The following is a 25,486-nucleotide window of genomic DNA, read 5'->3' as shown; positions in this document are numbered from 1 at the left end:
CAGTAACTAGTGGCTCTAATTACAAAATATCTAACGTAGAGAACAGCGATTTTAACCTGCAAGACTGATCAAATATTTATGTAGGTTGGTATAACCCTGGTGTACCAACATGGTCAAATAGCGAGTGGCTGTAGGTTTACTGACTTCAGTGACCCAGTGGTATTGGGATATATTAATATCCTCAGAAAAGTCTCCATCAAGCATTCGATTAAGCAGGCCACCGTGTCGATAAGCCTTTCAATACGACAGATAGCCATTTCTGTGAATAAATAGCGATAAACGTAATAACTGGGATATCATTCAAGCACATCGCCCTATATGGGCGATGTGCTCTTATGGTTATAGCTTCTCGTATACCGGTTCTCCACCCGCATTATTGCTTTCAAGTGACTGAGTTATCTCGTTTGGGTGAACGTCAGTCAATAGTTCAGGCTTTCGCAACCAACGTATTAATGTCAGGCTACAAGCTAGAATAATGACTGTTGCGGGTAGCCCGCCAAGGTTCGACAGTTGTTTCACCCCATTGATACCAACCGTGCTCACCATGATCCAAGCTACTAGGCCAATAACGCCGCCCCAAAGAATTTTGATCGGCAGTGAAGTGCGTTCATCAGACTCAGAATCGAAACCTTTAGTACATAAATCTCCGATGGCATCAGTGCTAGAGTCCGCTGCTGTTACATATGAAATAAACGCAATCAGGATCAAAAAGAATGACGTTATTCCGCTGAAAGGCAACTGCCCCATAATATGATAGAGCAGTTGTTCAATCCCCTGCTCATTAAGAACGGTATATAACCCACCATTACTTTGCGCATCCATATAGATGGCGGTACTGGAAAACACCGATACCCAAACCATGATGAACAAGCTTGGATAGATCAAGTTAACCTGAATGAACTCTTTCACCGTGTAACCACGAGCAATCTTGCCGAGGAACATTGCAGTAATTGGCGCCCAAGCAAACCACACTGCCCAATAAAACACGCTCCACCATTGGGGCCATGGGTCATTGGCAGCTTGACCAGTAAACAGGCTCAAACGGAAGAAAGATTGAATAAACTCGCCTAGACCTTCAACACCAAGCGCCAAAATGTAAGTGGTTGGGCCAACAACAAGTACAAAAATAAACAGCGCAATCAACATCCAAAAGTTCGCCTGTGACATACGGGCAATCCCCTTGATCAACCCACTGGCCGCCGAAAAAATGAAGGTACCGACGATGATGGCAATAAAGATGCCAAGCGTAAACATATTACGCTCTATATCGATAAACTGACTTACCCCACCAACCAAGGTCAGCGCACCAGTGCCCAGCGATGAAGCCATACCCACCACCAGGGAATACAGTGCGAGAGCATCAACCACATCACAAACTTGCGGCGTCAGATAACGGCCAAACACCGGACGCAATGAGCTGGAAATCGAAAACGGAAGCTTCAGGTTATAAAATGCAAGCGCAAAAATAAGCGCAGGAACACAATAAATGGCGTATGGCGTCGGGCCCCAGTGCAAGAACATCGCTGAAATGGCAAACAATGTCGCATTGGCGCTGCCAGGCTCGATACCCAAGCTCTCCGGCGGCCCATAAATATGGTAAATAGGCTCGGCAGTCGTCCAGAACAGTACACCCACCGCTAATGTGGTGCAGAGTACAATCATAAACCAGCGTTTTTTATTAATACGTGGAGTACTCGACTCGCCCCCAATACGAATATTACCCAACTTAGAGAAATAAGTGACCACAATAAGCATCAGCAGGTAGAAGCTCCCTAGGCTGAATAGCCAAGAAAAATGCTGCAAGATACTGTTGTTTAACGCTTGAGTAGCCGCGGTAAAACCCGCCAAGTCAACCAAGCTAAATACTAATGCTGCCATTAGTATCAAGAAGGTCGGAAAAAAGACCAGAGGTCGAATATTTTTAATCATTTGCTCATCCTTGAACATCAATTACATGAAGTTGCGCTTGATGGCTTCATCAAAGCTTCTTTCGAAAATCACTTCCCCATCACAACAGGCTTTCCATTGTGCCTGAATGTAAAAGTGATTTACGTCGCACGTCATTACATAATGCGCTTCTATTGCAGTACGCCAGCCATCACGCCCCATATCCACACATAAGTGAATGTCGTTTTGCGCACTTAAGGGATCTTGTTGGTGAATCGATAACGCTTGCTCAATGGTAAAATCAATTTCACTCTGTGATGAAGTGATAAACTGACGCCCAAAATCTTCTTTGGTCTCTAGGGTACTCACTCCAGTTTTATAGTCCCGATGAACGATACGTTTGCTGCTTGGCGCTCGCATTACTTGACCATCAAACGCCACTGGCTTGTCATAACGAGGGACAAGATCTGACATCGTCGGCTGTAGATTCAGCGGAAGACTCACTGAACATTGCGAGGGTTGTAGCGTCAGCGTTGCATTTTCCGCACATGGCCATATCAGAGGCCAGTATGACGTCGATATGGCAATCCTTACTTTATGGCCTTTTGGCACGACATAAGCCATATGATTTAACGCGACATCCACATCGTAAATTTCACCAGCAACCAGCGATTCAGGGAACTCGTGACTATTGCGGTGAGACAAGTTCAGCAGGCCATGCGTTATCCGAGTAACCTCGCCCATTGGATGCACATCAGAGATCCTTACAATAACATAAGCCTGAGGTTTATCACTGGATAAGGATAAATGCGCCATTACCTGCCCGGCTATCGGCAGATCTTCTGTTAGTGTATCGGAATCAAAAACCAGTGAGCCAGCATCATCAATACGTTGATCGGCGGGGTTTTCCATATCCATTCGAATACCAACACAGAAACGGCCACCATCTAAGCCAACCGTTTGTGGTGATCGGATACTCAAAGGGTCACTGTCTAAAACTGAGTCTGACAACCCTTTATCGGAGAGGTACCACTTTTTATAATGGGTGTTGCGGGATGGCCATGTTGGCTCACTGACCCAAGACCCTGCTCGATGTTCATAATCGGTTTGTGGCAATACACTCTCTTGCAGATAATAATGCAACTCTGGTTCAGTCTCTATGCCATTTTCAATCCCTTTCAACCAGCGATCCCACCACCGGACAGATTCGGCAACGTAATCCATTTTCGGGTTTGGGTAAGCAATGTTCGGGTATTTATGTGCCCATGGCCCAACGAGACCTTTCTTTGGTCCTGACAGATGACTCAGTAAAGAAAAGACAGTATTGCGATACCCATCAGCCCAGCCCCCCATCGCATAGACAGGTATTTCAATGTCTGAGTAGTCCTCACAAACTGAACCATGTTTCCAGTAATCAGAACGTGTTTGTTCCGTCAGCCAAGGTTTAGCCAAAAATGGCATCTTATCGAGCCTATCAAGCCAGATATTTTTCCACTCATCGCCGACCAATTTAGCATCTGGAGAGCGGCCTAATGCATAGGCCCAGAAGAAAGCGGCCCAATCCATATTGTCATTGAGCAGACAACCACCAGCAAAGTGAATGTCATCCCTAAAACGATCATCCGTTGAGCACTGGGTAATAATGGCTTTCAGTGCAGGAGGCTTAAGTGCTGCTATCTGTAGAGAATTAAACCCTCCCCAAGATATCCCGACCATGCCGACATTCCCATCGCACCAATCCTGCTTGGCAATCCAGTCAATCACATCGCAACCGTCTTTAAGCTCCTGCTGGGAGTATTCATCCTCAAACAGGCCTTCTGATTCACCACAACCTCGAAGGTCGACACGAATACACGCATAACCATGTGCAGCCGTTTCCGGCATCGTTATCTCATCGCGGATGATGGTGCCATCATTTTTACGGTAGGGAAGAAACTCTAATATAGCGGGAACAGGGTTAGCAGCAACATTTGCAGGCATCCAAGCTCGGTAAGCGAGCCGTGTGCCATCAGGAAGGGTAAGCCAGTCGTGATGGATCTCTTGTACGGTCTTCATTATCATCCTTGTAACATAAACACAGAACCTTCTATGTTATAACGTGATGTTTGTCAGTAAATCAGTATTTAGTTACTATGGTGTTAACTTTAAGTTCACACAAGTAAGACGATGTCCATAAACGCCAAGTTAATACCCTCCACTAACAGCCTAATTATGTTTGAAGCGGCGGCGAGACTGGGGAGTTTAACCAAAGCTGCAGATGAGCTTTGCGTGACACCTACAGCGGTCAGTAAACAGATCAAACAGCTAGAGTCGCTGCTGAGTACAGAGCTGTTTATCCGTTCTACCCAAGGTGTGCGCCTTTCTGACGAAGGGCGCCGGTATTTAGACCGAGTAACAGAGGCTCTAACAATACTTGCAGAAGAGACGCTCATCATGGATGAAGCTGCGAACGTTCCTGCTTTAGATATTGAAGTCGGCCCCTGTTTTTTGCACTTTTGGTTATTGCCTCGATTAGACCAATTTCGCCAAGAGCACCCTGATGTTCTATTAAATATTAACGTGAACAATGAGCGTCAAGTAGCAACTGATGATAGCTATGATGTCGCGTTCTTCTACTCCCCGATACACTCGCAAAAACAAAATAACTATCTGCTATTTCATGAACGGGTATTACTCGTATGTAGCCCAGGTTTTCTCGAAAAACATGGCGGACATATTGATATATCAACAGTGTTTGATTTCCCCCTTGTCATGCTAAAAGATGAGCTTGAATTCTGGGAGGGTTGGCAAACTTGGGCTGAAAAAACAGGGCTAGAATACCGTATACCCCATGATGCGATTTGCATGACAGACCAAGTTGCCGTGATACAGGCGGCCATCAATGATGCTGGAATTGCCCTCGTATGGGACTGGCATGTTGACGAGCTATTGGAAGCCGGCCAGTTGGTTGCTCTGACTAAATTAATTGATTTTAACGATAAAGCCTATTTTCTCTCGATAGCTGATCACTGTACCGATCCAGCCGCACAAACATTCGTAAACTGGGTGCTAAAACAAGAACAGTCAGCATCCATTACGCAGTTATATTAGGACTTAACAAGAACGTTCGTCATTTTCTATCCTTTGAAAGTTATCAGCGAGTAATGATGAGCCACTCCTAGGCTCACCATCTCCTCATTTTGTTAGTACTCAGTTTGGCTGTTCGGCGTTGTTTGCTATTACTGCTTTGTCATCTGATTTGAACAGTTTGCAGATCAACACAAAAAATAGCGGCGCGAAGTAAATCACCAATAGAGTTGCCCCTATCATGCCGCCCAATACTGACGTACCAATAGCGTTTCGTGCATTGGCACCCGCTCCCGTACTAAGAACCAAAGGCAATACACCAAGTCCAAACGCCAGTGACGTCATAATGATTGGGCGCAGACGCATCTCACACGCTTGTACCGTTGCATCAATAATATTGACACCTTTTTCATAAAGCTCTTTCGCAAACTCAACAATCAGAATTGCGTTTTTAGCAGTTAAACCTATGGTGGTTAACACGCCCACTTGGAAGTAAACATCGTTCTCTAGCCCTCGTAGCATGATCGCAGCCAGTGCGCCGAGTATCCCTAATGGAACCACCAGAATAATCGCAATTGGAATACTCCAGCTTTCATACAAAGCGGCTAAGCAGAGGAAAACCATCAAGATAGAGATTGCGTACAGAATTGGCGCTTGGTTGCCAGCTTCGATCTCTTGATAGGACATTCCCGTCCAGCTCACCTGTACATCGTTTGAAATCTCTGCGGCCAATCTATCGATTTCATCCATCGCTTCACCAGTACTGTAACCAGAGGCGGCTTCACCGACGATTTCCACTGCAGGATTACCGTTATAACGTTGTAATTGTGGAGAGCCCTGGCCCCAGTGATAAGTGCTGAAAGCTGAGATAGGCACCATCTCACCGTTGTTGTTACGCACAAACCATAAGTTCAGGTCTTCTGGTGTCATGCGATATTCTGCATCAGCTTGAATGTAAACCTTCTTTGAGCGGCCACGGTCGATAAAGTCATTCACGTATGATGATGCCCAAGCAATTGACAATGATTGGTTGATGTCATCAATTTCTAAACCGAGCACTTTGGCTTTTTCATAGTCGACATCAAGGAACAGTTGCGCGGTATCCTCAAGGCCATTTGGACGTGTACTTTGCAATAATGGACTTTGTGCCGCTGCACCAAGTAGCTGGTTTCTTATCTCAATCAGCTTGTCATGACCGACTGCACCGACGTCTTCTAGGTAGAAGTTAAAGCCAGTTGAAGTACCAAGCTCTCGGATCGCTGGGCTACTAAAAGCAAAGATCTGTGCATGTTTGTAGTTTGAAAACTCGCCCATAACACGGCCGATAATGGAATCCACATCGGTTCCAGGTTCAGTCCTTTCTGACCAATCCTTCATGCCGATGAACGCCATCGCTGCGTTTTGTCCAGAGCCTGAAAAGTTGAATCCAGACACGGTAAACACGTGGTCGACAGTGTGTGATTCGTTCTCTTCAAAATAATCTTTGATATCCAACATCACTTCTTGTGTCTTTTGTAATGTGGTCCCCGTTGGTGTGGTCACCATCACCATGAAGTCACCTTGGTCTTCATTTGGCAAAAATGAACTTGGCAGCACGTTGTATAGATAAGCCGTGCCTGCAAAAAGCATTAGGTAAACAAAAACGAAGCGTAATGGACGTTGTAAAGTGTGTTTAACTGACCCTCGGTATTGGGTTGATAGCTTGTCGAACCCTCGGTTAAACAGTGCAAAAAACTTGTTATTCGACTCTTTATCGACAGGCTGTAGAAGCGTTGCACACAGTACCGGAGTAAGGATCAATGCCACGATAACGGATAGCACCATTGCCGAGACAATTGTCAAAGAGAATTGTTGGTAGATAACGCCCGTTGAGCCAGACATAAAGGCCATAGGAATAAATACAACCGACAACACCATTGTAATACCGATTAAGGCGCTGGTAATTTGTCCCATTGATTTTTTGGTTGCTTCAAGAGGAGATAGGTTCTCTTCATGCATCAAACGCTCAACGTTTTCCACCACAACGATGGCGTCATCAACCAACAAACCGATAGCCAATACCAAACCGAACATAGTGAGTGTATTGATCGAGAACCCCAGTATTGCCATAACACCAAAGGTACCAAGCAATACAACTGGCACGGCGATGGTTGGAATCAAGGTAGCGCGTATATTTTGCAAAAACAGCAACATCACGATAAAGACAAGCCCAACCGCTTCAAAGAGGGTTTTGACCACTTCACTGATGGATAATCGGATAAACAAGTTGTTATCGGTTGTTTTAACCAATGCGAGCCCATCAGGAAAACCTTTGGATAGTTGTTCAAGTTTTGCATCAACCGCATTTTGTGTATCTAACGAGTTCGCGCCTGTTGCAAGGGTGATAGCAATACCTGAGGCGTCTTTACCCATATAGGCCGGTATACTTGAGGACTCTTCACTGGCTAACTCTACTCGCGCTACGTCTTTGAGCTTAACCTGAGAGCCGTCACTATCGACTTTAATTAAGATATTCTCAAACTCTTCAACGCTGGTTAACAGGCTTTGTGCGGTGATACTGGCATTAATTAACTGAGAATCAATGGCTGGCGTTCCGCCCAATTGTCCAACTGTCACTTGGCTATTTTGAACTGATACAGCATTAGATACGTCGACAGGCGTTAAGCTATAGCTGTTTAATTTGGCAGGATCTAACCAGATACGCATCGCATAGGATGGGCCGAAAATGGTTACATCTCCCACACCGTTTACACGGCTCAGGATATCTTTGATGCTTGAGTTTGCGTAATCTTGAATATCACCCGCACTCATGCTGCCGTCAGGAGAATATAGGTTGGTCACCGACATAAAACCTGACGTACTCTTGGTCACAGAGGTCCCCTGATTTTGTACCGCTGTCGGTAGGCGGTTACTGACTTGCTGTAAGCTATTTTGAACTTGCACCTGAGCGATATCGGGATCGGTGTCTGCACTAAACGTTAATGTGACACTAGCGCTACCAGAAGAATCACTTTTAGACGCCATATATAGCAGGTTATCTAACCCGGTCATGCCTTGTTCGATGACCTGAGTCACACTGTCTTCAATCGTTTTTGCTGAAGCACCAGGGTATGACGTTGATATCGTCACCGCAGGTGGTGCAATAGTTGGGTATTGCGCGATGGGTAATGTAACGATTGCGGCAATACCCGAAAGCATAATGACAATGGAGATCACCCAAGCAAAAATAGGTCTGCTAATAAAAAAATTTGATAAGGACATGATTTACTCCTCACTGACAGTAGTGGGAGTTGTACTTTCAGTGCTGCTATCGACAACCACAGCAATATCATTTTTCATGTTGATGATATTGGAGATGACGACTTGCTCACCACTGACAAGTCCTTCTTTAACCACCCAACCGTTGCCAACTTCATTACCGATAACCACCGGCTTTTTCACCGTTTTATTATCTTGACTAACCACAAAGACTGAAGGTTCTCCAGACTGGCTTCTTACCACGGCCGATTGCGGTACAACGAGGTAGTCTCGAGCTTCAGGCATAGAGATATGAGCACGTACATACATACCACCTAACAATAGGTTGTTCGGGTTTGGAATAATGGCGCGCAGCGTTACGGTACCTGTCGAGTCTGAAACGAGGGTGTCTGAAAACTCTAAATGACCCACTTCATCATAAGCACTACCGTCTTCTAGCGTGATCGACACCGGGATCTCAGCATTCTTATCAGTAAAGCTAGCAAACTCTTTTCTGATTTTAGTAATTGCCAGCGAAGATTGTTGCATATCTACATAGACGTTCGAGGTTTGTACGATCGTCGTTAGGTAAGAGGATTGTTCAGCGGTCAATAACGATCCTTCAGACACCATAGAGAGCCCTGCTTGACCTGAGATAGGGGCTTTGATTTTGGTATAAGACAGCTCAACATTAGCGTAATCCAATTCTGCTTGGCTGATAGCCACTTCTGCTTGGGCTTCTTTGTAAGAAGCATCAGCAGCATCAAAATTCTCTTGGCTGGTTAACTTTTTCTTGAGGAGTTCCTGATAACGAACCGCGGTTTTTCGACTTGATTTTTCACTCGCCAGTGCCTTTGTTAATTGAGCTTGTGCGCTATTGACGTTAGATTGATAGATTGTTGGGTCAATTTCATAAAGTACATCACCAGCTTCTACCTGAGAGCCCTCTTTATATAAACGGCTTTTGAGAATGCCCGTCACTTGTGGTCTAACTTCGGCTTGTTTGAAAGCCGCAATACGTCCTGGCAGCTCTGTAGTCAAACGCAATGTTGTCGGTGTTAAATCTAGTACGTCAACATGAGGTGGACCGGGGGCTGGTCGTTGGTCTATTTCTTGCTCACCACAACCGAGCAATAAAGCGCTAGAGAGGAGTAGACACAGAGGCAGTTTTAACGAGCTGGGTAGATGCATGATGAGGCCTTATCGTAGAAGCATTATTATGACTATTTTTAGCAGGGAAATGGTTAAGGTGGGGTTAAGACTCGGAATTTTGTAAATAACCATTAATGAGACCGATAGCTATTTCGATTTTTAAACAGGATAGAATGGCGTAAATTGATTCAGTAACATGACAATGAAGAATATAATCATTTGTTAAAACACATTTTGGAGCACAGAGAGTATCGAAGCCAATACTGATGGTCTTCAGTTTCATTTCAAAACCTCTTCGATACCGATGCTTGATGCAAATCACTTGCAGAGAATGGTGACTGCTGTAATTTATTATGCTTGATACACACCTTTTGCCAATTACACGGTCAACTATGCCAAGTAAAGACATCAAATTTATTGCCGTCGATATGGACGGGACTCTGCTCGATCACAATAGCCAACTACCCGAAGACTTCTACTCGGTTTACCAACAATTAGAGCAACGAGAAATCATTTTCGCTGCCGCATCGGGGCGACAGTATTACAGCTTGATGGAAACCTTCGCACCAATTCGCGATCGTATGACGTTTATCGCTGAAAATGGCACCATGGTGATGCACCAAGGCGAAGAGTTGTATCGTTGTGAAATCGACAAACCCTCGATTGAGGCGATTATTCAGCAGGCACGTGCCATCGAAGGGACCAATATCGTCTTGTCTGGAACTAAATCGGCTTATATCGAAACCCAAGACCCACAGGCGCTAGAAGAGTTCGCTAAGTACTACCACCGTTGTCAGTATGTCGACGACCTGTTAGCTGTTGATGATGACTTTATTAAAGTCGCCATTTGTCATTTTGACGGCACTGAAGAGCATGTACTCCCAAGCTTTGAAAGCGAGTTTGGTCAAAGCCACCAAGTGGTGTTGAGTGCAAAAATCTGGCTCGATGTGATGAATGCCTACGCCTCTAAGGGGGCAGCAATTGAACACTTGCAAAACACGCTTGGATTTAGCCATGAGCAAACCATGAGTTTTGGTGATTACCTCAATGATCTAGAAATGCTCAAAGCCAGCTATCACTCTTACGCCATGGATAACGCCCACCCTAAAGTGAAACAAACCGCACGCTTTTCAGCCCCTAACCATCGTGACGCTGGCGTAATGACCGTGATCAAGCGTGAGTTACTCGATTAAGCCCAAATTAGGAGCGTTTTTGTTAGAGCTGACCAAACATTAAATGGCGAATTAGCAGATCATCCTGTTGATTTTTCATCCAACACAAACACCTTCTGTGACTTAGCTCTCACATCTGTTATTTGTTCAATTTATCTGTATAATTCGCCAGCTATTAATTCGTGCTTTCATTTCTGTTGATTTGGCATATCTGACTAAGCAATTAGCTCATCTTATACCTAGGAATATTTCTTTGATCTCAACCGCTAACATCACCATGCAATTCGGTGCCGAGCCTTTATTTGAAAACATTTCTGCTAAGTTCGGTAACGGTAACCGTTACGGCTTAATCGGAGCCAATGGATGTGGTAAATCAACGTTCATGAAAATACTGAGTGGCGCACTAACGCCAAGCTCTGGCAATGTATCTATAACCCCAGGGTTAAAACTTGGCGTACTGAGTCAAGACCAATTCGCTTTCGAGCAACACAACGTAATCGATGTCGTTATTATGGGTGACCGTAAGCTATGGGAGATTAAAAAAGAGCGCGACCGTATTTACTCACTACCAGAGATGAGTGAAGAAGATGGCATGAAAGTCGCTGAACTTGAAAGTGAGTTCGCAGAAATGGACGGCTACACCGCAGAAAGCCGTGCTGGCGACATTTTGCTTCAAGCGGGTATCGAAGAAGAATTCCATTTCGGCCTCATGCAGCAGGTCGCTCCAGGTTGGAAGCTGCGCGTGTTACTTGCGCAAGCACTTTTCGCCAACCCTGATATCTTGTTGTTAGATGAGCCAACCAACAACTTGGATATTCATACGATTAACTGGCTTGCTGAAGAGCTGAATCAACGTAAGTGTACAATGATCATCATTTCACATGACCGACACTTCTTGAACTCAGTATGTACCCACATGGCGGACATCGACTACGGTGAATTACGTATTTACCCTGGTAACTACGAATACTTCCTTGAGGCCTCAGGTTTGATCCGCGAACAATTGCTTGCAGGAAATGCTAAGAAGGCCGCTGAGATTAGCGAACTTCAAGATTTCGTTAACCGCTTTGGTGCCAATGCATCTAAAGCTAAACAAGCCAGTTCTCGTGCGAAGAAGCTGGATAAAATCAAGCTAGATGAAGTTAAATCGTCAAGCCGTATTAGCCCGTCTATTGATTTTGGTGAAGGCAAGAAGCTGCACCGCCAAGCACTTGAGCTACAAGATTTAGGTCACGCATTTGATGATGAACTCCTTTTCGAAAAGGGTAATTTACTTCTAGAAGCGGGAACGCGTTTAGCAGTAATTGGTGAGAATGGCGTGGGTAAGACAACATTCCTTCGCTGCCTAGTCAACGAATTAGAACAAAACCACGGCATTGTTAAGTGGTCTGAAAATGCTTCTATCGGTTACTGCCCACAGGATAGTACAGCGGATTTCGATAACGATTTAAGTATCTTCGATTGGATTTCACAGTGGCGTACCGCAAAGCATGACGACTTGATGGTACGAGGTATTTTAGGTCGCCTTCTATTCACCGCTGATGATGCCAACAAAAAAGCGAAGAATTGTTCGGGTGGTGAGAAGAACCGTCTGCTGTTTGGTAAATTAATGATGCAAGACGTCAATGTGCTTGTTATGGATGAACCAACAAACCATATGGACATGGAAGCTATTGAAGCGCTAAACAACGCGTTGAAAAAATATGAAGGTACACTTATTTTTGTCAGCCATGACCGCGAGTTTGTATCATCTCTTGCCACGTCAATTATTGATGTGAAAGACAAGAAACTTGTTAACTTCCAAGGTACTTATGACGAGTACCTTGCACATCAACAGAAAATGTTAAGCGTCGCATAAGCATTACACGCAATAAAGAAAGCAAGATATTAAGGCACTCCGATTTGGAGTGCCTTTTTAATAACCGGAATATTCTTATAAAAACTGTCGCTTAAGCACTTTTAACATCTTGTTCGGGAACTGGCGAGATAGACTCGTTGAGTAAACCCGCATAAATACCGTCATGAGCGAGCAGTTCTCGGTGGTTACCCCGTTCAACAATTTCACCTCTTTCAAGCACCAATATCATATCAGAGTGACGCACCGTACTCAGGCGGTGGGCAATGGCGATAACGGTTTTCTCTTTAAACAATCGCTGCATCGCTTTTTGGATCAGATCCTCAGTTATGGAGTCAACTGAACTGGTCGCTTCATCCAGCATCATTACCTGACCACCCTGCGCAACCGCACGAGCAAACGAAATCAACTGAGTCTGACCGACAGAAAGGTTCGAGCCATTTTTATCCAAACGGAAATCATAACTTTGAGGTAATTGCTCAATGAACTTATCAGCAAAAACATAGCGTGACGCCTGCTCTACCTGTTCACGTGAAATCGCCTCCTTACCCAGAGCTATATTGAACTCTATACTCTCCTCAAACAGATACACATCCTGCATCATCAAGGAAAATAAGTGGGCGGTATCCTCAATCGAAATTTCAGAAAGCTCTAATCCGTTTAATATGATGCTACCTTCGTATCCCTGATACGTTTTAGAAAGCAAGCGTAAAATAGTCGACTTACCTGATCCGGTTGAGCCCACCAGCGCAATCTGATGGCCTTTGTCTAATACAAATGACACATCTTTCAATACGTAGGGGGAATCCTCTTTATAGCGGAAGCTGACGTTCTTAAACTCAAGGCTGACAAATTCACTAAGCTGCTCTTTCACCTTATGACTAGGATGTAGTTGACGCCCTTCTTCTTCCATAGGCTCAACAAAGAGTTCTTCAATATGGTCGAAAGCAGCAAAGGAACTTTGAATAGACGCAATCTGCGAGGTAAAGTCCCGGATAGGCACAAAGACTTTTTCCAGCGTATTAATAAACGCGATCAATACCCCCAAGGTTAAAGCGTTTTGCATCACCTGGCCGGAGCCATACCAGATCATCAACGCAATAGTGATTGAGGTAACGCCGGAAATAAAGGCAAACAAAATGGCATCATATTTATTTGCTTTCATTTGAGCTTTTAAAAACTCGTCAGTATAGCCTTGGTACTTAGCTTCAACTTCCTCTTCCGCACGATAAAATTGAACCGTTTTTACGCCAATTAACACTTCTTGCAAGAAGCCAATTCCACGCGCCAGCGCCGAACGAGTCACCAAATACGTTGCCCGAAGACGATTTCGAACATACCTTGTGAGGTAAATAACCGGCGGCATAACGACTAATACAATCAGTGTCAGCTCCCAGTCGATGAATAGCATCATGATCAGCAGCGCAATGGTGTTAATCGAGTCTTTCACCAGTCCAACAATGGATTGAACAAATGATTCACCAATGGTTTCCAAATCACTGGTTAAGCGTGAAAGAGTTACCCCTGTAGGCGTATTATCAAAATAGCTTCGAGGTAATTTCAGCACACGCTCAAATAACACCGTTCGCATATCCGTAATCGTATGCTGACCGGTTTTACGCAGTTGATACGAATAGGTGGTATCAACCACATAGCTTGCCACAAGAACGGCAAACAGATAGGCAACATGCAGTATTAATCCGTCCATGTTTCCCTGAGTAAGGTGGGTATCAATCACCTTAATAATTAGCCAAGGAAACAACAAACTAGTGATTACGGTAAGTGGCAGCATAGCTATACCAATCAGCGCAGACCTTTTGTACTTTTTAGCAAATTTGAAAAAGTGCTTTAGGTATTTAACATCAACACCTTTTAACATGCTTCTGTCTCCGCTTCATTTTGCTGCAATTGCCATGTTTCGTAATAGTAAGGGCAAGTTTTCAATAACATGTCATGGCTACCTTTGGCTATGACTTTCCCTTCATGGAGTACGATAATTTCATCCATATATTCAAGTGCGTTAACACGGTGTGATACCACAAGCACAGATTGTGTGCTCAACTGGCCAAACACCCCTTCAAGGATCTTCCGTTCGGTTTCGTAATCAACAGCTGAAAGCACGTTATCCATGATAATCAGGTCGCAAGGTTGAAGCAACGCACGGGCAATACTTAAACGCTGTTTCTGTCCACCTGAGAGCATGATCCCTTTCTCACCGACCAGTGTTTGGTCACCGTCTTCAAACCGTGACACATCGTTGGCTAGTTGGCTCAGCGCTAGTACTTCATCGACCTGCTCTTTGGCAATATCTATACCACGGCTACCAAAGCGAATATTCTCTTCCACCGTTGCCGAAAATAGGTAAGGATCCTGTGTCACTGTTTTTATGAAGCGGCGTAAATCACTACGAGCAAAAGTCGTCACGTCCTTTTCACCAAGAAAAACAGAACGCGAAGGAACATCTAGGTGATGGTTTAGGCAATTTACCAGTGTTGTTTTACCTGCTCCAATACTGCCCAATACACCGACTTTTTTGCCTGGTGGTATTTCGAAGCTAATGTTATCAAGAATTAAACGATCTTCTCCTGGGTAACTGAAACTCAGGTTTTGTACCGAGAATGTTTTACCTTTCAATGTTTCAACACCTGACGGAGACAGTTGCATCGTATCCTGCTCTGGAATGTCTGCATTCAAAATAGTCTGCACGCTGGTTATCCCGACCATACCGCGCTGATAGATAGTAGCAATACGACCGAGCTGCATTAATGGCATTGCAAGCAATACCGAATAAGTAAGAAAAGCGGTAATTTCACCGAGAGTGAGTTGCTGATTCATCAGCATGTAGCCCCCCCACCCTAAAATAAGAATTTTCATCAGGTCATTGGCGTAGTCTAGAACAGGCATAAAATACACCTGAATACGCGTGATCTTCATTCGACATTGCAGCAATTGCTGATTGAGCTTTTCTATTTCCGTTTTCACCCAAGGTGACATCTGCTGGCTTTTAATCAAATCGATGCCGGTTAGGTAACTCATTAATTGAGCTGACAGAGTTTGCAACCTGTGCATATGTTCCATGTGAAGGGCTTTCATACGCTTAAAACCGATACGAAAAATAACAAACGCAATCGCAATCGGTATAACCGAATACAAGGTCAACTCTGGCGAAATGCGCCACATCCATAGCGGTGTTAACGACAATGCAAGCAAGGCGTTGAAAAACTGCAGAAAACCCAAACCAAACAGTAGCCTGACACCACCTAGATCATTATTCATGATTGAAATGAGCTTTCCCGAGGCAAATCGGTCATGAAAGCTATTTGGTAAGCGGTTAAGCTTTTGTAGGAGAATGTTTTTTAGCGCTGCCTCGGTAATTCGGCCAGGGTTAAGAGCATAGATACGCGATAAGATACGCACCACGATCATAGACGCCGCCATGATCACCACGATCCCAACGTACGTTTTAAGCTGTTGCTGGTCGGCTAACGTTGCGCCATCAATCAAATCAATCGCTAGCTGGATATAACGCGGTATTTCTACTTGAAGCCAATTAACAAGGAAAATAAACACGATCGCCAGTAGATATGACTTACGATTCATTCGTAGAAAATGCGCGAAAAACTGTTTTTTAGTCATGTGAGTCTTTTTGTCGGGGAGGTTCAATGCCGTAATGTTCAATGCAAGCTTTGACAATACAGTGGCGAGGGTCGTCGATATCTTCTAACGCATCCAGTAACCATTCCGGTAAGCGAACCGGACGGGTTTTAACACCTGGTTTGCGACCACAGCCCGGCCTTGAGCCGCCTCTGCTTCCGCAATGGTGTTTGTTAGTGTTCTCTTTCAAGGTAAGTCCAGATTTTCAGTGACTTTGATAAGTGTACACTTATCAAATCAAAATTACATCCGGCACGTTAATTAAAGATAAAATACGGGTAGCCTTCAACATGACACTAGAAATTGATATCAGGCAATGCTCTCTGTGCCTGTGTCAAGCGCGGGAATACAGAGCCTGCAGAGCTGGAACTGGCAGCGTAACGATTTCTTGCAACTCATTCAGGCCGCAGTAACAAACTCATTGCCTGCGGCTCAACTACTCAAAAAAATATGCGGTTACTTGAAGACTTCAACAAGAGACGTCTAAGGCAGGTCGATCTTGATAAGATCGCCATCGTTCACTTCAAAGTGCAGCGAGACTGTACCATGCTGCTGAGTTTGCTTAATTATTTTCACTTCTCGGTTTGGAAAACGGTTCAGCACAACGGCTTTAAGCTCTGATACCAGCTTTTGTTTATCGTCACCAGACAGGTTTATTCCAAGAGACATGCAACCCCCTAACATCATTAATTCTCTTAGATATAAACGACCGAATAGAAAGTAACTTAATTGGATTACTTACAATTTAGCGCTAGCCGGGTATTTTGCTATAAGTCACAGTATGACAGAGCTCACCGTTAGGAAAACGCCACCCTTTTTCAACAAGCTGCCATACCAACCTACATAAATATTTGATCAGTCTTGCTGGTTAAGATCGCCAAAAAAATAGGCTCCCGATGTCAGGAGCCTACATTCAATCAAAATTCATAAAAGTGATTAAGAGTTAACTAACGGCTAGCATGATGCGTCCGCATCGCTACAAACTTTCTTCTGCACCGTGTTTGGTGCTGGGTCGTAATGACTCAGTACCATGCTAAAGCTTCCCTCACCTCCGGTCATTGCTCTTAGTCGCTGTGAATAATCCAGAAGCTCATTTTGTGGAATTCTCGCCTGCAACGAAGTGAAGTTATTCTCCTCCGATTGCGTACCTAAAATCACACCACGATTAGCCGCTAAATCACCGCTAATATCCCCCACCGAATCGGTTGGGATCTGCAGTTTTAGCTCAACGATAGGTTCAAGGATAATAGGGTTGGCATTATTGACTGCATCTAAGAAGGCTTTGTTGCCTGCAATGACAAAAGCAATTTCTTTCGAGTCAACAGAATGATACTTACCGTCATAAACGGTAACTTCAATGTCATGGATTGGATTCCGTGAAATTGCGCCTTCTTCAACCGCTTGACGGATACCTTTTTCAACAGCTGGAATTAACGACGTTGGTATGGCTCCACCCACCACTTTATTGATGAAAACAACCCCTTCCCCGCGATCTAACGGCCTTACTTTTAACTGGACTTCACCAAACTGTCCGGCACCACCACTTTGTTTTTTATGGCGGTAATGCCCTTCCGCCTGCTGAGTGATGGTCTCAAAGTATTCAATACTCGGCAGCTCAGTATTTACATTGAGTTTATAAACTGAGGCCATTTTCTCGAGGGCAATTTTTAAATGGAATTCACCTTGTCCGCTCAATACAGTTTCATTAGTGCGAGTTCGATGCTCAAGTCGCAAGGAAGGGTCTTCTGCGGCTATTTTATGAAGGACTTCCGATAGTTTCTGTTCATCCCCCCTTTTGGTTGTTTGAATGGCCAAACTGTACATAGGCGCGGGGAAATCGAGTGTTTTCATGATGACATCATCTTCATCATGTGAATCGTGAACCACTGAATCAAAATTCAAATCATCAACCTTGGCCAGTACACATAAATCACCAGCTCTGGCATTACCGATCTCTATCCGTTTCTTGCCTTGCAACTGGTATAAATGCCCCACTTTGAACGCCTTACTGTTCTCGCCAATATAAAGCTGAGAGCCCGCATTGATTTCTCCTTGGAACACTCTTATATAGGCCAATTTCCCTAGATAAGGGTCAACACTGACTTTGTAAACATGGGCAACAGTATGATCGAGCTTCTCACAATCAACCCGAATTTTCTGATTATTTTTCTCCAGCATCGGTGGGTTACCTTCCGATGGCATGGGCATAATTTCAGCAAGCGTTTGGAGGAGTAATGGAATGCCTTGCCCTGTCTCAGCGGAGACAAAACAAATCGGGATCACATGCCCTGTACGTAAGGCTTCTTCAAATGGGTCGTGTAGTTGCTTAGGTGTTAACGATGAACCCTGTTCTAAATACAACTCCATGAGTTTCTCATCGACTTCGATAACCTGATCAATAAGCTGCTCATGTGCTGATTCCACGCTATCCCAAAGTGTAGAAGCCTCATAGTCAGGCGAAAAGTAACAATCAACTATCGATTTACCATCATCAGAAGGCAAGTTTATGGGCAGACATTCTTGACCAAAATGCGATTGGATCTCATTGATAACCTGTGGAATTTTATCCGGATTAAGATCAACCTTATTAATAATGATCATCTGACATTTCTTCTGCAATTTGGCAAAAGAATAAAGTTTATCAGATACTTGATTTAGTGGCGTATTGGCATCAAAGACTAAAGCGGTGGTTTCAACCGCTGGATAAATGCTCAAAGTACGTCCCAATAGCTCTGGTAAACCGGGAGTATCAACAACATTCATTCGGTGTTTTTTCCAACAGAGTGCGGCTGGTGTTGCTTCAATGCTGTGTTGATAATGGATAGATTGGTCATCAAAGTCAGTGACCGTGTCACCATCCTTAACGCTACCTAGATGCGTGGAGCATTCCGACTCATACAATAGACGCTCTATAAGGGTGGTTTTACCTACCCCACTTTGGCCTACTATTGCGATATTGCGGATTTCATTCATGGACATATCAACCTCCGAAGTTCTGAAAGACAAACGCTATTTATCTGCATGCGTGGCGGTTTCCCGCCTTGTCGTCTTCCAGGTCAATTTTCGGATGGGTACGTCCATAAGCACAGGCCCAAATCGCCACAAGAATAATATTAAGAATAACCAAAGAATGATTATTCAATGTCTCGTTTAGCTTGCGCTCATTGGCGTTATTTTAATGTGAGTTATTTCATATCAGCGGGAACCGCCTGCTTTATGTTACAAAAAAAGGCCACTTTTGTGACATTCAACAAACATCTTGCTGATATCACAATCGTAGCCTTAGGCAAAAGCAGTGGCTGATTTAACTGGCCATTTGTCGTTTTTGAGAAAGATACTTGATCCAACTCTTTGAAGCAGAGCTCGACTCGATATTATCCGCTTGCTTGGCGAAAATTATCGCTTTCTCAAAGTTGTTCAGCTTGTAATAGGCACGTACCTTAGCCAAGGCCACATCGGCATCGTGCTTTTTATCTGACACCTTATCCAGTTCAGCAATCGCCTGCTGGTAATAACCTTGCTGCAGTAATAGCTGAGCAAGCTGCCATCGGTATTGGTTGTCCATTTTTGCGGCTTGCTGCCAAATGGCGATAGATTTATCCCACTCTTTGGCTATTTGCCAATATTGCGCCTGCGCAACAACAAGCTCAACATCAGACGTAGCCCCATCAAGCTGCGAATACAGGATCGCGGCTCTTTCCGGAATACCGCGCTGGGCGTAAAGCTGAGCGAGGGTTTTCAAATCTTGCTGGGAAAGCTCAACACCTTGCCTGCGCGCCAATGCCAATGTATCCAACGCAGACTGAGACTGACCCAAACGCAATTGAATACCGGCTGTCTGTTGCCACCAAACCAATTTATTTGGCTCTAGTACAATCAGCGCTTCCAGTGTTGGCAATGCCGCCTTCCATTGTTGCTGCTGAAGCTGAGCACCTAACTTGATGGTTAGTGGCTGAACGTCCATTTTGCCAGCGTGCTTGGCGTAAGTATTGATAGCCGATATCGTCTGTTTCCACTCAGAAATTTGATAATGAGATTGAGCGATACGAAGCCACAATTCATCGGCTTTCTGATTTTCCGGGATATTTTTGCTTAGTGCATAGTAATGCGGCAGTGCCTGCTTAAAGTTTTCACTCGATAGCAAAATATCCGCGAGCATTCGCTGGGTGATCCAAGCCTGCTCATCTTGTAACAACCCTGAATTGACCGCATCAGTCAAATTTGAGATCGCTTTAGCCGTATTATCCTGCTGCCAATAAAACACACCCAACATGCGTTGAACGTAAGCTTTATCGTAATCACGGGATGGGTTTAGTCCTTCCAACAAGGTAATCGCATCAGCGACCTTCTCGTCTTGCTGAAGGTTATGAGCACGCTGTACTCGGCCCGCCGTGTACTGCGACAGTTCAGCACATACCGCAGGTTCAGCAATCAGGCCAAGAGGAAGCGATAAAGCAGCAATTAATGTCAATTTTTTGATCATTTCTCTATCTTAAACTCCAATCTGACCGTTTGACCAACCTGTGCTATCGACTTGCCATCAACAACTTTAGGCTGATACTTCCATTTTCTCAGTGCTTGAATAGCTTCACGTTCAAATAAACGGCGAGGCTTGGCATCCAGTACACTGATATCCGCTGGTCGGCCCTGCGGATCAATGGTAAATGACAATACAACATAACCTTGAGCACCCTGATTCATCGCGCGAGTAGGATACTTGGGCTCAACACGATACAGCGGCATCGCTTGTTGGTTAGCGCCAAAATCAGAAAACGTCGGGACATTGATTGCTAAGCCGGATACAGAAGCATCTAGATTAAGGTTTGGCATCGACGGGCTCACCGTATTTGTCGCAGCCTGATTAGAGGCTTGAGGCATTGCCTTTGGTGGCGGTTCCGGTGTTTCTGGCTTCTCGGGCACAGCACGTTGACGGCGCTGAGCTTCACGCTCCTGTTCCACCATCACCATATCAAACGCTAACAGTTGCTTTTCAGCTTCAGGGCGATGATTACCGTTATCCACCATCCAGGCCATGAAGGTGAATAAGCCTAACGCCATCAAGAAAGCCGTGGGAATTGCAATAAGTACACGCAGCATTAGCGCTTCTCCGCTGCCAACGCTATTTTCTGCACACCCGCGCCTTTAGCTGCATCCATTACTCTAACAACCGTACCGTTGTAAGCATGCTCATCCGCTTGGATCACCAAGGATGCTTCAGGTTGTTCAAGCAACAAATGTTCTAACGTTGCCTGAACACGCTCGACATCAACAACACGTTTATCTATGTACACGTCATTGGCTGACGTGATGGCAATAAATATACCCGCATCTTTTTGGCTAACGACATTACTGGCTTGTGGACGATTGACTTCAACCCCGGATTCACGAACAAATGAACTGGTCACAATGAAGAAAATCAACATGATAAATACAATATCCAGCATAGATGTCAGGTCTACCTGAGCATCTTCACGAGCTGAAGAAGGACGACTCAGTCTCATTACTGACTCCTCAATAATTTTTCTAACTTAATTTCGCGCTTGTGGCAGGACTTCGCTAAGCGAGAATGTACAAACATTCCCGATAGTGCTGCGACCATACCCGCCATTGTCGGTAATGTAGCTAGGGAGATCCCTGACGCCATCAACCTTGGTTGGCTACTGCCTTGAGTGGCCATCACATCAAATACCGAAATCATACCGGTAACGGTACCTAGCAGACCAAGCATTGGACAAATTGCCACAAGAACCTTGATCAAATTAAGGTTCTGGTTAAGAGCAATATGTGCTTGGCTTAACCAACCATCGCGCATTGAGCGTGCATACCAAGATGAATGGTCATCCCTTGATTGCCACTTTTCCAGCCAAAGCTGGCGCTGTTTTGGGTAGGTAATGAGCAGATATAGCACCCGCTCAATCACTAAAATCCAACAAAACATCACTACCGCAGCTAACCACCAGAGCACCTGACCACCTTGGTTCATGAAGGTCTCTAGCGAGAATTTCCAAGCATCAAAGAATGAAGCTTGCACTAGCGGAACTTCATACAGATTGCTTTCCATTATGCGGTAATTCCTGCTTTTTCAGCTTGCTCAGCGACGAGGCTGATACCTTGTTTTTCAAGAATAGTGCGGATAGTTTCAGCCTGGGTTGTCAACATGTTATGTGCAAGAAGCAGTGGCATCGCCGCTACCAAACCCAGAACCGTTGTTACCAGTGCCATGGAAATACCACCAGCCATCACGGTTGGATCACCATTACCAAACTGTGTGATCACCTGGAAGGTTTCAATCATACCGGTTACCGTACCCAGCAGACCCAGCATTGGCGCAAGTGCTGCCAACAGCTTAAGCATAGAAAGCCCTTTTTCCAGACCTTGCTGCTCGTCAACAATGGTTTCTAGAAGGCGAAGTTCAAGCGCTTCCACACTGCGGTTTTGCTCTTTGTTGTATACGCCAAGCACTCGACCGAGTGGGTTATTACCCGGAGTTTCAGGTGTTTTAAGCTGCTTTTTGATCTGCTGGCGAATTGCGAACAATTTAGCACCGCGGAAAAGACCGATGCTCAGACCTATCGCCAGTAGGCCAAGGATAATTTTACCGACCACGCCACCATGTTCGATACGGTCTTTCAGCTCCGGGGCATTGGCAAGTTGTTCAAGCATGATGCCTCGGGATGGATCAACCACCATTGCTTGCATACCATTCTGCTCAAGCGGTGACAATTGTTGGCTGACAGGGCCGTTTTGTGGCTGTTTTAGGTATGGTTTAGCCGTTTCACGCTTACCATCCCATGCTAGGTATCCCTGCTCACCGATCAAGCCAAGGCTACCTAAACGGTAAGCATCGACATTGGTCGTTTGTCCCTGACCATCAATGAATGGTACAGATACAGCACGCAATTCACGGCTTGCTGAAATCTGCTCTTCAAGCCCTTTCCACAGACCGTTAAGTTCTTCTAGTGAAGGTAGTGTTCTGGCTTCAACGATACTATCGATAACTTGACGATATTCGTTACGGTCAACACCGGTAACCGAGAAGCCCATTTCTGAGTCAAGATCTTTTGCCGCCTGACGTACAACGCCAAACAATTCCCCCAAGCTACCGGTTTCTAGACGCAACTGTTCTTCAAGCTTTGCCAGATCGTTTTCATTTTTGCTGAAAGTAGCGCTGAATTGATCAGTTTCGCTCTGAAGTTGCTGACGTTGCTTGAGAAGAGCATCACGCTGAGCTTTGAACTCTTGCTCTGTCATTTTGAAACCCTGCTCACGCTCAGCATTATGTTGCTGCTGAACCTTCACTTCTTGGCGGGTATCTTTAACCAATTCCGTGTTAGCCGAAACAACAGGAGCTGAAATTAGGCACAACGCTGCCACTAACGCTTTGATCTTCATATTACTTCGTCTCCACGTTAACTGAAACTGGCAGGGCGATTAGGCTTGGAGCAGCCTGATTGGAAGCAATGGCAAATGCTTTGTTGATACCTGAAGCGAAAGAGCCATCAAGTGACTGCCAAACTGAGTCTTTTTCATTCCAAGACCAGTACTTGGTTCCGTCGAGACTACGGGCAACAAGAGATATTCGGCCCAAGTACAACATGTCCGCTTCAATTGAACCTGTTTCTAGCGCTACTTGCCCTTGATAGATGCCCATCTTGGTGCCGTAATCAAGTTCGATTTGGTAGGCTTCTAAGATACGACGGTATTTTTCTGCATCACTGATATCAGCCTGAACCATCATTTTTTCAAGCTTAGCAATACGCGTTAAACGCTGTTCTCGACGAATGGGTTTATCCGCTTCAACATTGGCTTTCAAACCGTTTAGCATGCTGTACATCAAAGGGACAACACCTTGGCGGGTATCTTTAATCCCTTCAATTTGCTGATTAAGGCTGGCTTTCTCTTGGTTCTGACTATCAACCAAATTAGCAAGGTGATCACGATAAACCTGCAAGTTCTGTACTTCTTCTTGCAGTTGCTCAATCTCAGCTTTCATCGATAACGTCGATTCCGCGCTACGATCAATGATTGTCTGGCTGTTTGCCGACGCTTTATTCATCGAGCTTTCAAGATGTCGCGCTTCACCCAAAGTACTGGCTTGTGCTCCAGTTGTAAGGCCCAGCACCAGTAGTGCTAGGCTAGTTTTCTTAATATTCATTTAAAATTCAATGCACTAATAAAATTAAAAATCTTCAAATAATGAAGGCTATACCAAAAACAAAGAAACTCACCGAGCGCTAGTCGACGAGTGAAATCAATATACATCAAATGAAAATCGATATCATTTGAATTTACATTAATTAATAAAACAGTAAAGGAGGAGGCACACCCCTCCCCCTTTATTAATCAATTAGCAACACACTTGTAACGTCATCATGTGGTTACGGCCTTGAGCTAGGGTTACGTTTGCATGATACTTCACCTTGCGGCTCAAAGCTTTCAGAGTATGCAGCGTATGCTTCGATACAACGCTCGCGCACGCAGTGTTTGCGCTTCGTTCAGTGTCCCGCTGCCAATTTAACGTGCAGCACCCTTAACAACCTCTACGCGTTATAGCCATTCAATTGGTTGACTGTAATGAGACCAGTGTTGCTTTCCGCCACGGAGGAATCCACTCCCGCTTTGCATCTCAAAGCCTCGCAATGAATACGTCAAGCGGGGGCAGTAGTGAGATATCGATGAGCAAATGTGTCATTTTCATAGCAGGCAGGTATAATGTGACGTTTTTTTAAAATTATCGGTACATTTGAAGTGACAGAAGTAAACCTAGATAACGTTCGTCAGCAACTGACAGCTCTTAACCTAAAAGCAGACAAAATGCGTATTGTCACCGTTTCTGCTATGGATGAGGATGTACTTGAATCATGTACATCTGCTGAGGGTGAATGTTTTTACAACAGCTATATGAATGTCATCTACGGTAAAGGTGATCGCTACGTGCTTGGCTATCGCTGTGATGAAGAAGTCATTGATCATGCTATCATCCGTAAAGGCGATAAGTACTATGATCCAACACTACAAGCTGAAGGCGATTTCAAAGAATATCAATACGCTATCATGACTGAATTCACGGTCTTCGACATGATGAAGCATGCCAAGAGCAATAAAGATTTTCCGCCTGATGTGAATTACATCTTTAGCAAAGCCGGTAAATTCAAGAACGTTATCGATACAGAACGTCTAAAGAAATAACCCGAAGCCCGATGTTTACCATCGGGCTTTTCTTACATCTTTGGCAACTGACCCCTTCAGTGGGCTGATTAATCTCATTATCAAAAGCAGTATCAATACCCCTGGCATATTGCAGCTTAAACACAAAATGTGGATGCATGTTGCACCCACAAATCGCATACTGATCATCGTCTAAGACAAATAGGTAATACTTTCCTGATTACCACCGAGCCTCAGCTAATTTAAGTAAACGTTGAGGCATCGGTGCTGTTTGAATACCTGAATAAATGAGCTG

General features: G+C 44.6%; 19 protein-coding genes. 4 read left to right on the top strand and 15 right to left on the bottom strand.

Features of this window, described 5'->3' with window-relative positions:
• Positions 1-339: 339 nt before the first annotated feature.
• Both NHN17_RS20185 and NHN17_RS20180 read right to left on the bottom strand, forming a co-directional pair.
• Entirely contained in the window at positions 340-1,929 is a 1,590-nt protein-coding gene (locus NHN17_RS20185) for a BCCT family transporter (protein ID WP_255044431.1), read from the bottom strand.
• 21 nt (positions 1,930-1,950) lie between these two features.
• Entirely contained in the window at positions 1,951-3,942 is a 1,992-nt protein-coding gene (locus NHN17_RS20180; RefSeq protein WP_255044430.1) for a CocE/NonD family hydrolase, read from the bottom strand.
• Positions 3,943-4,098: 156 nt separating this feature from the next.
• Between NHN17_RS20180 and NHN17_RS20175 the strand changes: the two genes are divergently transcribed.
• Positions 4,099-4,977, top strand: coding sequence for a LysR substrate-binding domain-containing protein (locus NHN17_RS20175; RefSeq protein ID WP_255044429.1), 879 nt, complete (start codon positions 4,099-4,101; stop codon positions 4,975-4,977).
• Positions 4,978-5,076: 99 nt separating this feature from the next.
• Here the strand turns inward: NHN17_RS20175 and NHN17_RS20170 are convergent, their stop codons facing one another.
• Positions 5,077-8,214 carry an efflux RND transporter permease subunit gene (locus NHN17_RS20170; protein WP_255044428.1) on the bottom strand — a complete coding sequence of 1,046 codons (3,138 nt, stop codon included), beginning with the start codon at positions 8,212-8,214 and terminating at the stop codon, positions 5,077-5,079.
• Between the two features lie 3 nt (positions 8,215-8,217).
• On the bottom strand, positions 8,218-9,381 hold the full coding sequence (locus NHN17_RS20165; RefSeq protein ID WP_255044427.1) for an efflux RND transporter periplasmic adaptor subunit: 1,164 nt from the start codon (positions 9,379-9,381) through the stop codon (positions 8,218-8,220).
• A 353-nt stretch (positions 9,382-9,734) separates the two neighbouring features.
• On the opposite strand from NHN17_RS20165, the gene NHN17_RS20160 reads away from it, so the two are divergent.
• Together NHN17_RS20160 and NHN17_RS20155 are read left to right on the top strand one after the other, a co-directional pair.
• Complete coding sequence (locus tag NHN17_RS20160; RefSeq protein ID WP_255044426.1) at positions 9,735-10,535, top strand: Cof-type HAD-IIB family hydrolase; 801 nt, start codon at positions 9,735-9,737, stop codon at positions 10,533-10,535.
• Between the two features lie 232 nt (positions 10,536-10,767).
• A complete protein-coding gene (locus NHN17_RS20155; protein ID WP_107347422.1) occupies positions 10,768-12,372 on the top strand; it encodes an ABC-F family ATPase in 1,605 nt (534 codons plus the stop codon).
• A gap of 91 nt (positions 12,373-12,463) precedes the next feature.
• On the opposite strand, the gene NHN17_RS20150 is transcribed toward NHN17_RS20155, so the two are convergent.
• The 11 genes from NHN17_RS20150 to NHN17_RS20100 form a co-directional block, all read right to left on the bottom strand.
• A complete protein-coding gene (locus NHN17_RS20150; RefSeq protein WP_255044425.1) occupies positions 12,464-14,248 on the bottom strand; it encodes an ABC transporter ATP-binding protein in 1,785 nt (594 codons plus the stop codon).
• A complete protein-coding gene (locus tag NHN17_RS20145; protein WP_255044424.1) occupies positions 14,242-16,005 on the bottom strand; it encodes an ABC transporter ATP-binding protein in 1,764 nt (587 codons plus the stop codon). Before NHN17_RS20145 ends, NHN17_RS20150 begins: the two co-directional genes overlap by 7 nt.
• Entirely contained in the window at positions 15,998-16,213 is a 216-nt protein-coding gene (locus NHN17_RS20140; protein ID WP_255044423.1) for a hypothetical protein, read from the bottom strand. The genes NHN17_RS20145 and NHN17_RS20140 overlap by 8 nt, the downstream gene beginning before the upstream one ends.
• A 293-nt stretch (positions 16,214-16,506) precedes the next feature.
• The gene (locus tag NHN17_RS20135) at positions 16,507-16,692 is read right to left on the bottom strand and encodes a hypothetical protein (protein ID WP_255044422.1); all 186 of its coding nucleotides are present in this window, start codon (positions 16,690-16,692) and stop codon (positions 16,507-16,509) included.
• Positions 16,693-16,977: 285 nt separating this feature from the next.
• Positions 16,978-19,002: an elongation factor G gene (fusA, locus tag NHN17_RS20130; protein WP_255044421.1), complete on the bottom strand. Its 2,025-nt coding sequence runs from the start codon at positions 19,000-19,002 to the stop codon at positions 16,978-16,980.
• Between the two features lie 325 nt (positions 19,003-19,327).
• On the bottom strand, positions 19,328-20,506 hold the full coding sequence (locus NHN17_RS20125; protein ID WP_255044420.1) for a tetratricopeptide repeat protein: 1,179 nt from the start codon (positions 20,504-20,506) through the stop codon (positions 19,328-19,330).
• Entirely contained in the window at positions 20,503-21,120 is a 618-nt protein-coding gene (locus tag NHN17_RS20120; RefSeq protein ID WP_255044419.1) for an energy transducer TonB, read from the bottom strand. Before NHN17_RS20120 ends, NHN17_RS20125 begins: the two co-directional genes overlap by 4 nt.
• Positions 21,120-21,524 carry an ExbD/TolR family protein gene (locus NHN17_RS20115; protein ID WP_107296501.1) on the bottom strand — a complete coding sequence of 135 codons (405 nt, stop codon included), beginning with the start codon at positions 21,522-21,524 and terminating at the stop codon, positions 21,120-21,122. The genes NHN17_RS20120 and NHN17_RS20115 overlap by 1 nt, the downstream gene beginning before the upstream one ends.
• Positions 21,524-22,084, bottom strand: a complete 561-nt coding sequence (locus NHN17_RS20110) for a MotA/TolQ/ExbB proton channel family protein (protein ID WP_255044418.1) — start codon at positions 22,082-22,084, stop codon at positions 21,524-21,526. The genes NHN17_RS20115 and NHN17_RS20110 overlap by 1 nt, the downstream gene beginning before the upstream one ends.
• A complete protein-coding gene (locus NHN17_RS20105) occupies positions 22,084-23,415 on the bottom strand; it encodes a MotA/TolQ/ExbB proton channel family protein (RefSeq protein ID WP_255044417.1) in 1,332 nt (443 codons plus the stop codon). Before NHN17_RS20105 ends, NHN17_RS20110 begins: the two co-directional genes overlap by 1 nt.
• Before the next feature lies 1 nt (position 23,416).
• Complete coding sequence (locus NHN17_RS20100; protein WP_255044416.1) at positions 23,417-24,178, bottom strand: DUF3450 domain-containing protein; 762 nt, start codon at positions 24,176-24,178, stop codon at positions 23,417-23,419.
• Positions 24,179-24,771: 593 nt separating this feature from the next.
• Here NHN17_RS20100 and NHN17_RS20095 point away from each other — a divergent pair.
• The gene (locus NHN17_RS20095) at positions 24,772-25,212 is read left to right on the top strand and encodes a hypothetical protein (protein WP_255044415.1); all 441 of its coding nucleotides are present in this window, start codon (positions 24,772-24,774) and stop codon (positions 25,210-25,212) included.
• The last annotated feature ends 274 nt before the right edge of the window (positions 25,213-25,486 follow it).

The sequence above is a fragment of the Photobacterium pectinilyticum genome, assembly GCF_024357955.1.
In the GTDB taxonomy this organism is placed as follows: Bacteria; Pseudomonadota; Gammaproteobacteria; order Enterobacterales; family Vibrionaceae; genus Photobacterium; species Photobacterium pectinilyticum.
Note: the sequence above shows the minus strand (reverse complement) of the source record. Positions and strands in the feature narration are given on the sequence as shown.

Bases quoted from the DNA above. Each gene is read 5' to 3' on its own strand.
- NHN17_RS20170 (WP_255044428.1), bottom strand. From the start codon at position 8,214: ATGTCCTTATCAAATTTTTTTATTAGCAGACCTATTTTTGCTTGGGTG.
- NHN17_RS20145 (WP_255044424.1), bottom strand. From the start codon at position 16,005: ATGACTAAAAAACAGTTTTTCGCGCATTTTCTACGAATGAATCGTAAG.
- NHN17_RS20150 (WP_255044425.1), bottom strand. From the start codon at position 14,248: ATGTTAAAAGGTGTTGATGTTAAATACCTAAAGCACTTTTTCAAATTT.
- NHN17_RS20105 (WP_255044417.1), bottom strand. From the start codon at position 23,415: ATGAAGATCAAAGCGTTAGTGGCAGCGTTGTGCCTAATTTCAGCTCCT.
- NHN17_RS20115 (WP_107296501.1), bottom strand. From the start codon at position 21,524: ATGAGACTGAGTCGTCCTTCTTCAGCTCGTGAAGATGCTCAGGTAGAC.
- NHN17_RS20185 (WP_255044431.1), bottom strand. From the start codon at position 1,929: ATGATTAAAAATATTCGACCTCTGGTCTTTTTTCCGACCTTCTTGATA.
- NHN17_RS20180 (WP_255044430.1), bottom strand. From the start codon at position 3,942: ATGAAGACCGTACAAGAGATCCATCACGACTGGCTTACCCTTCCTGAT.
- NHN17_RS20120 (WP_255044419.1), bottom strand. From the start codon at position 21,120: ATGCTGCGTGTACTTATTGCAATTCCCACGGCTTTCTTGATGGCGTTA.
- NHN17_RS20110 (WP_255044418.1), bottom strand. From the start codon at position 22,084: ATGGAAAGCAATCTGTATGAAGTTCCGCTAGTGCAAGCTTCATTCTTT.
- NHN17_RS20100 (WP_255044416.1), bottom strand. From the start codon at position 24,178: ATGAATATTAAGAAAACTAGCCTAGCACTACTGGTGCTGGGCCTTACA.
- NHN17_RS20125 (WP_255044420.1), bottom strand. From the start codon at position 20,506: ATGATCAAAAAATTGACATTAATTGCTGCTTTATCGCTTCCTCTTGGC.
- NHN17_RS20165 (WP_255044427.1), bottom strand. From the start codon at position 9,381: ATGCATCTACCCAGCTCGTTAAAACTGCCTCTGTGTCTACTCCTCTCT.
- NHN17_RS20175 (WP_255044429.1), top strand. From the start codon at position 4,099: ATGTTTGAAGCGGCGGCGAGACTGGGGAGTTTAACCAAAGCTGCAGAT.
- fusA (WP_255044421.1), bottom strand. From the start codon at position 19,002: ATGTCCATGAATGAAATCCGCAATATCGCAATAGTAGGCCAAAGTGGG.
- NHN17_RS20160 (WP_255044426.1), top strand. From the start codon at position 9,735: ATGCCAAGTAAAGACATCAAATTTATTGCCGTCGATATGGACGGGACT.
- NHN17_RS20135 (WP_255044422.1), bottom strand. From the start codon at position 16,692: ATGTCTCTTGGAATAAACCTGTCTGGTGACGATAAACAAAAGCTGGTA.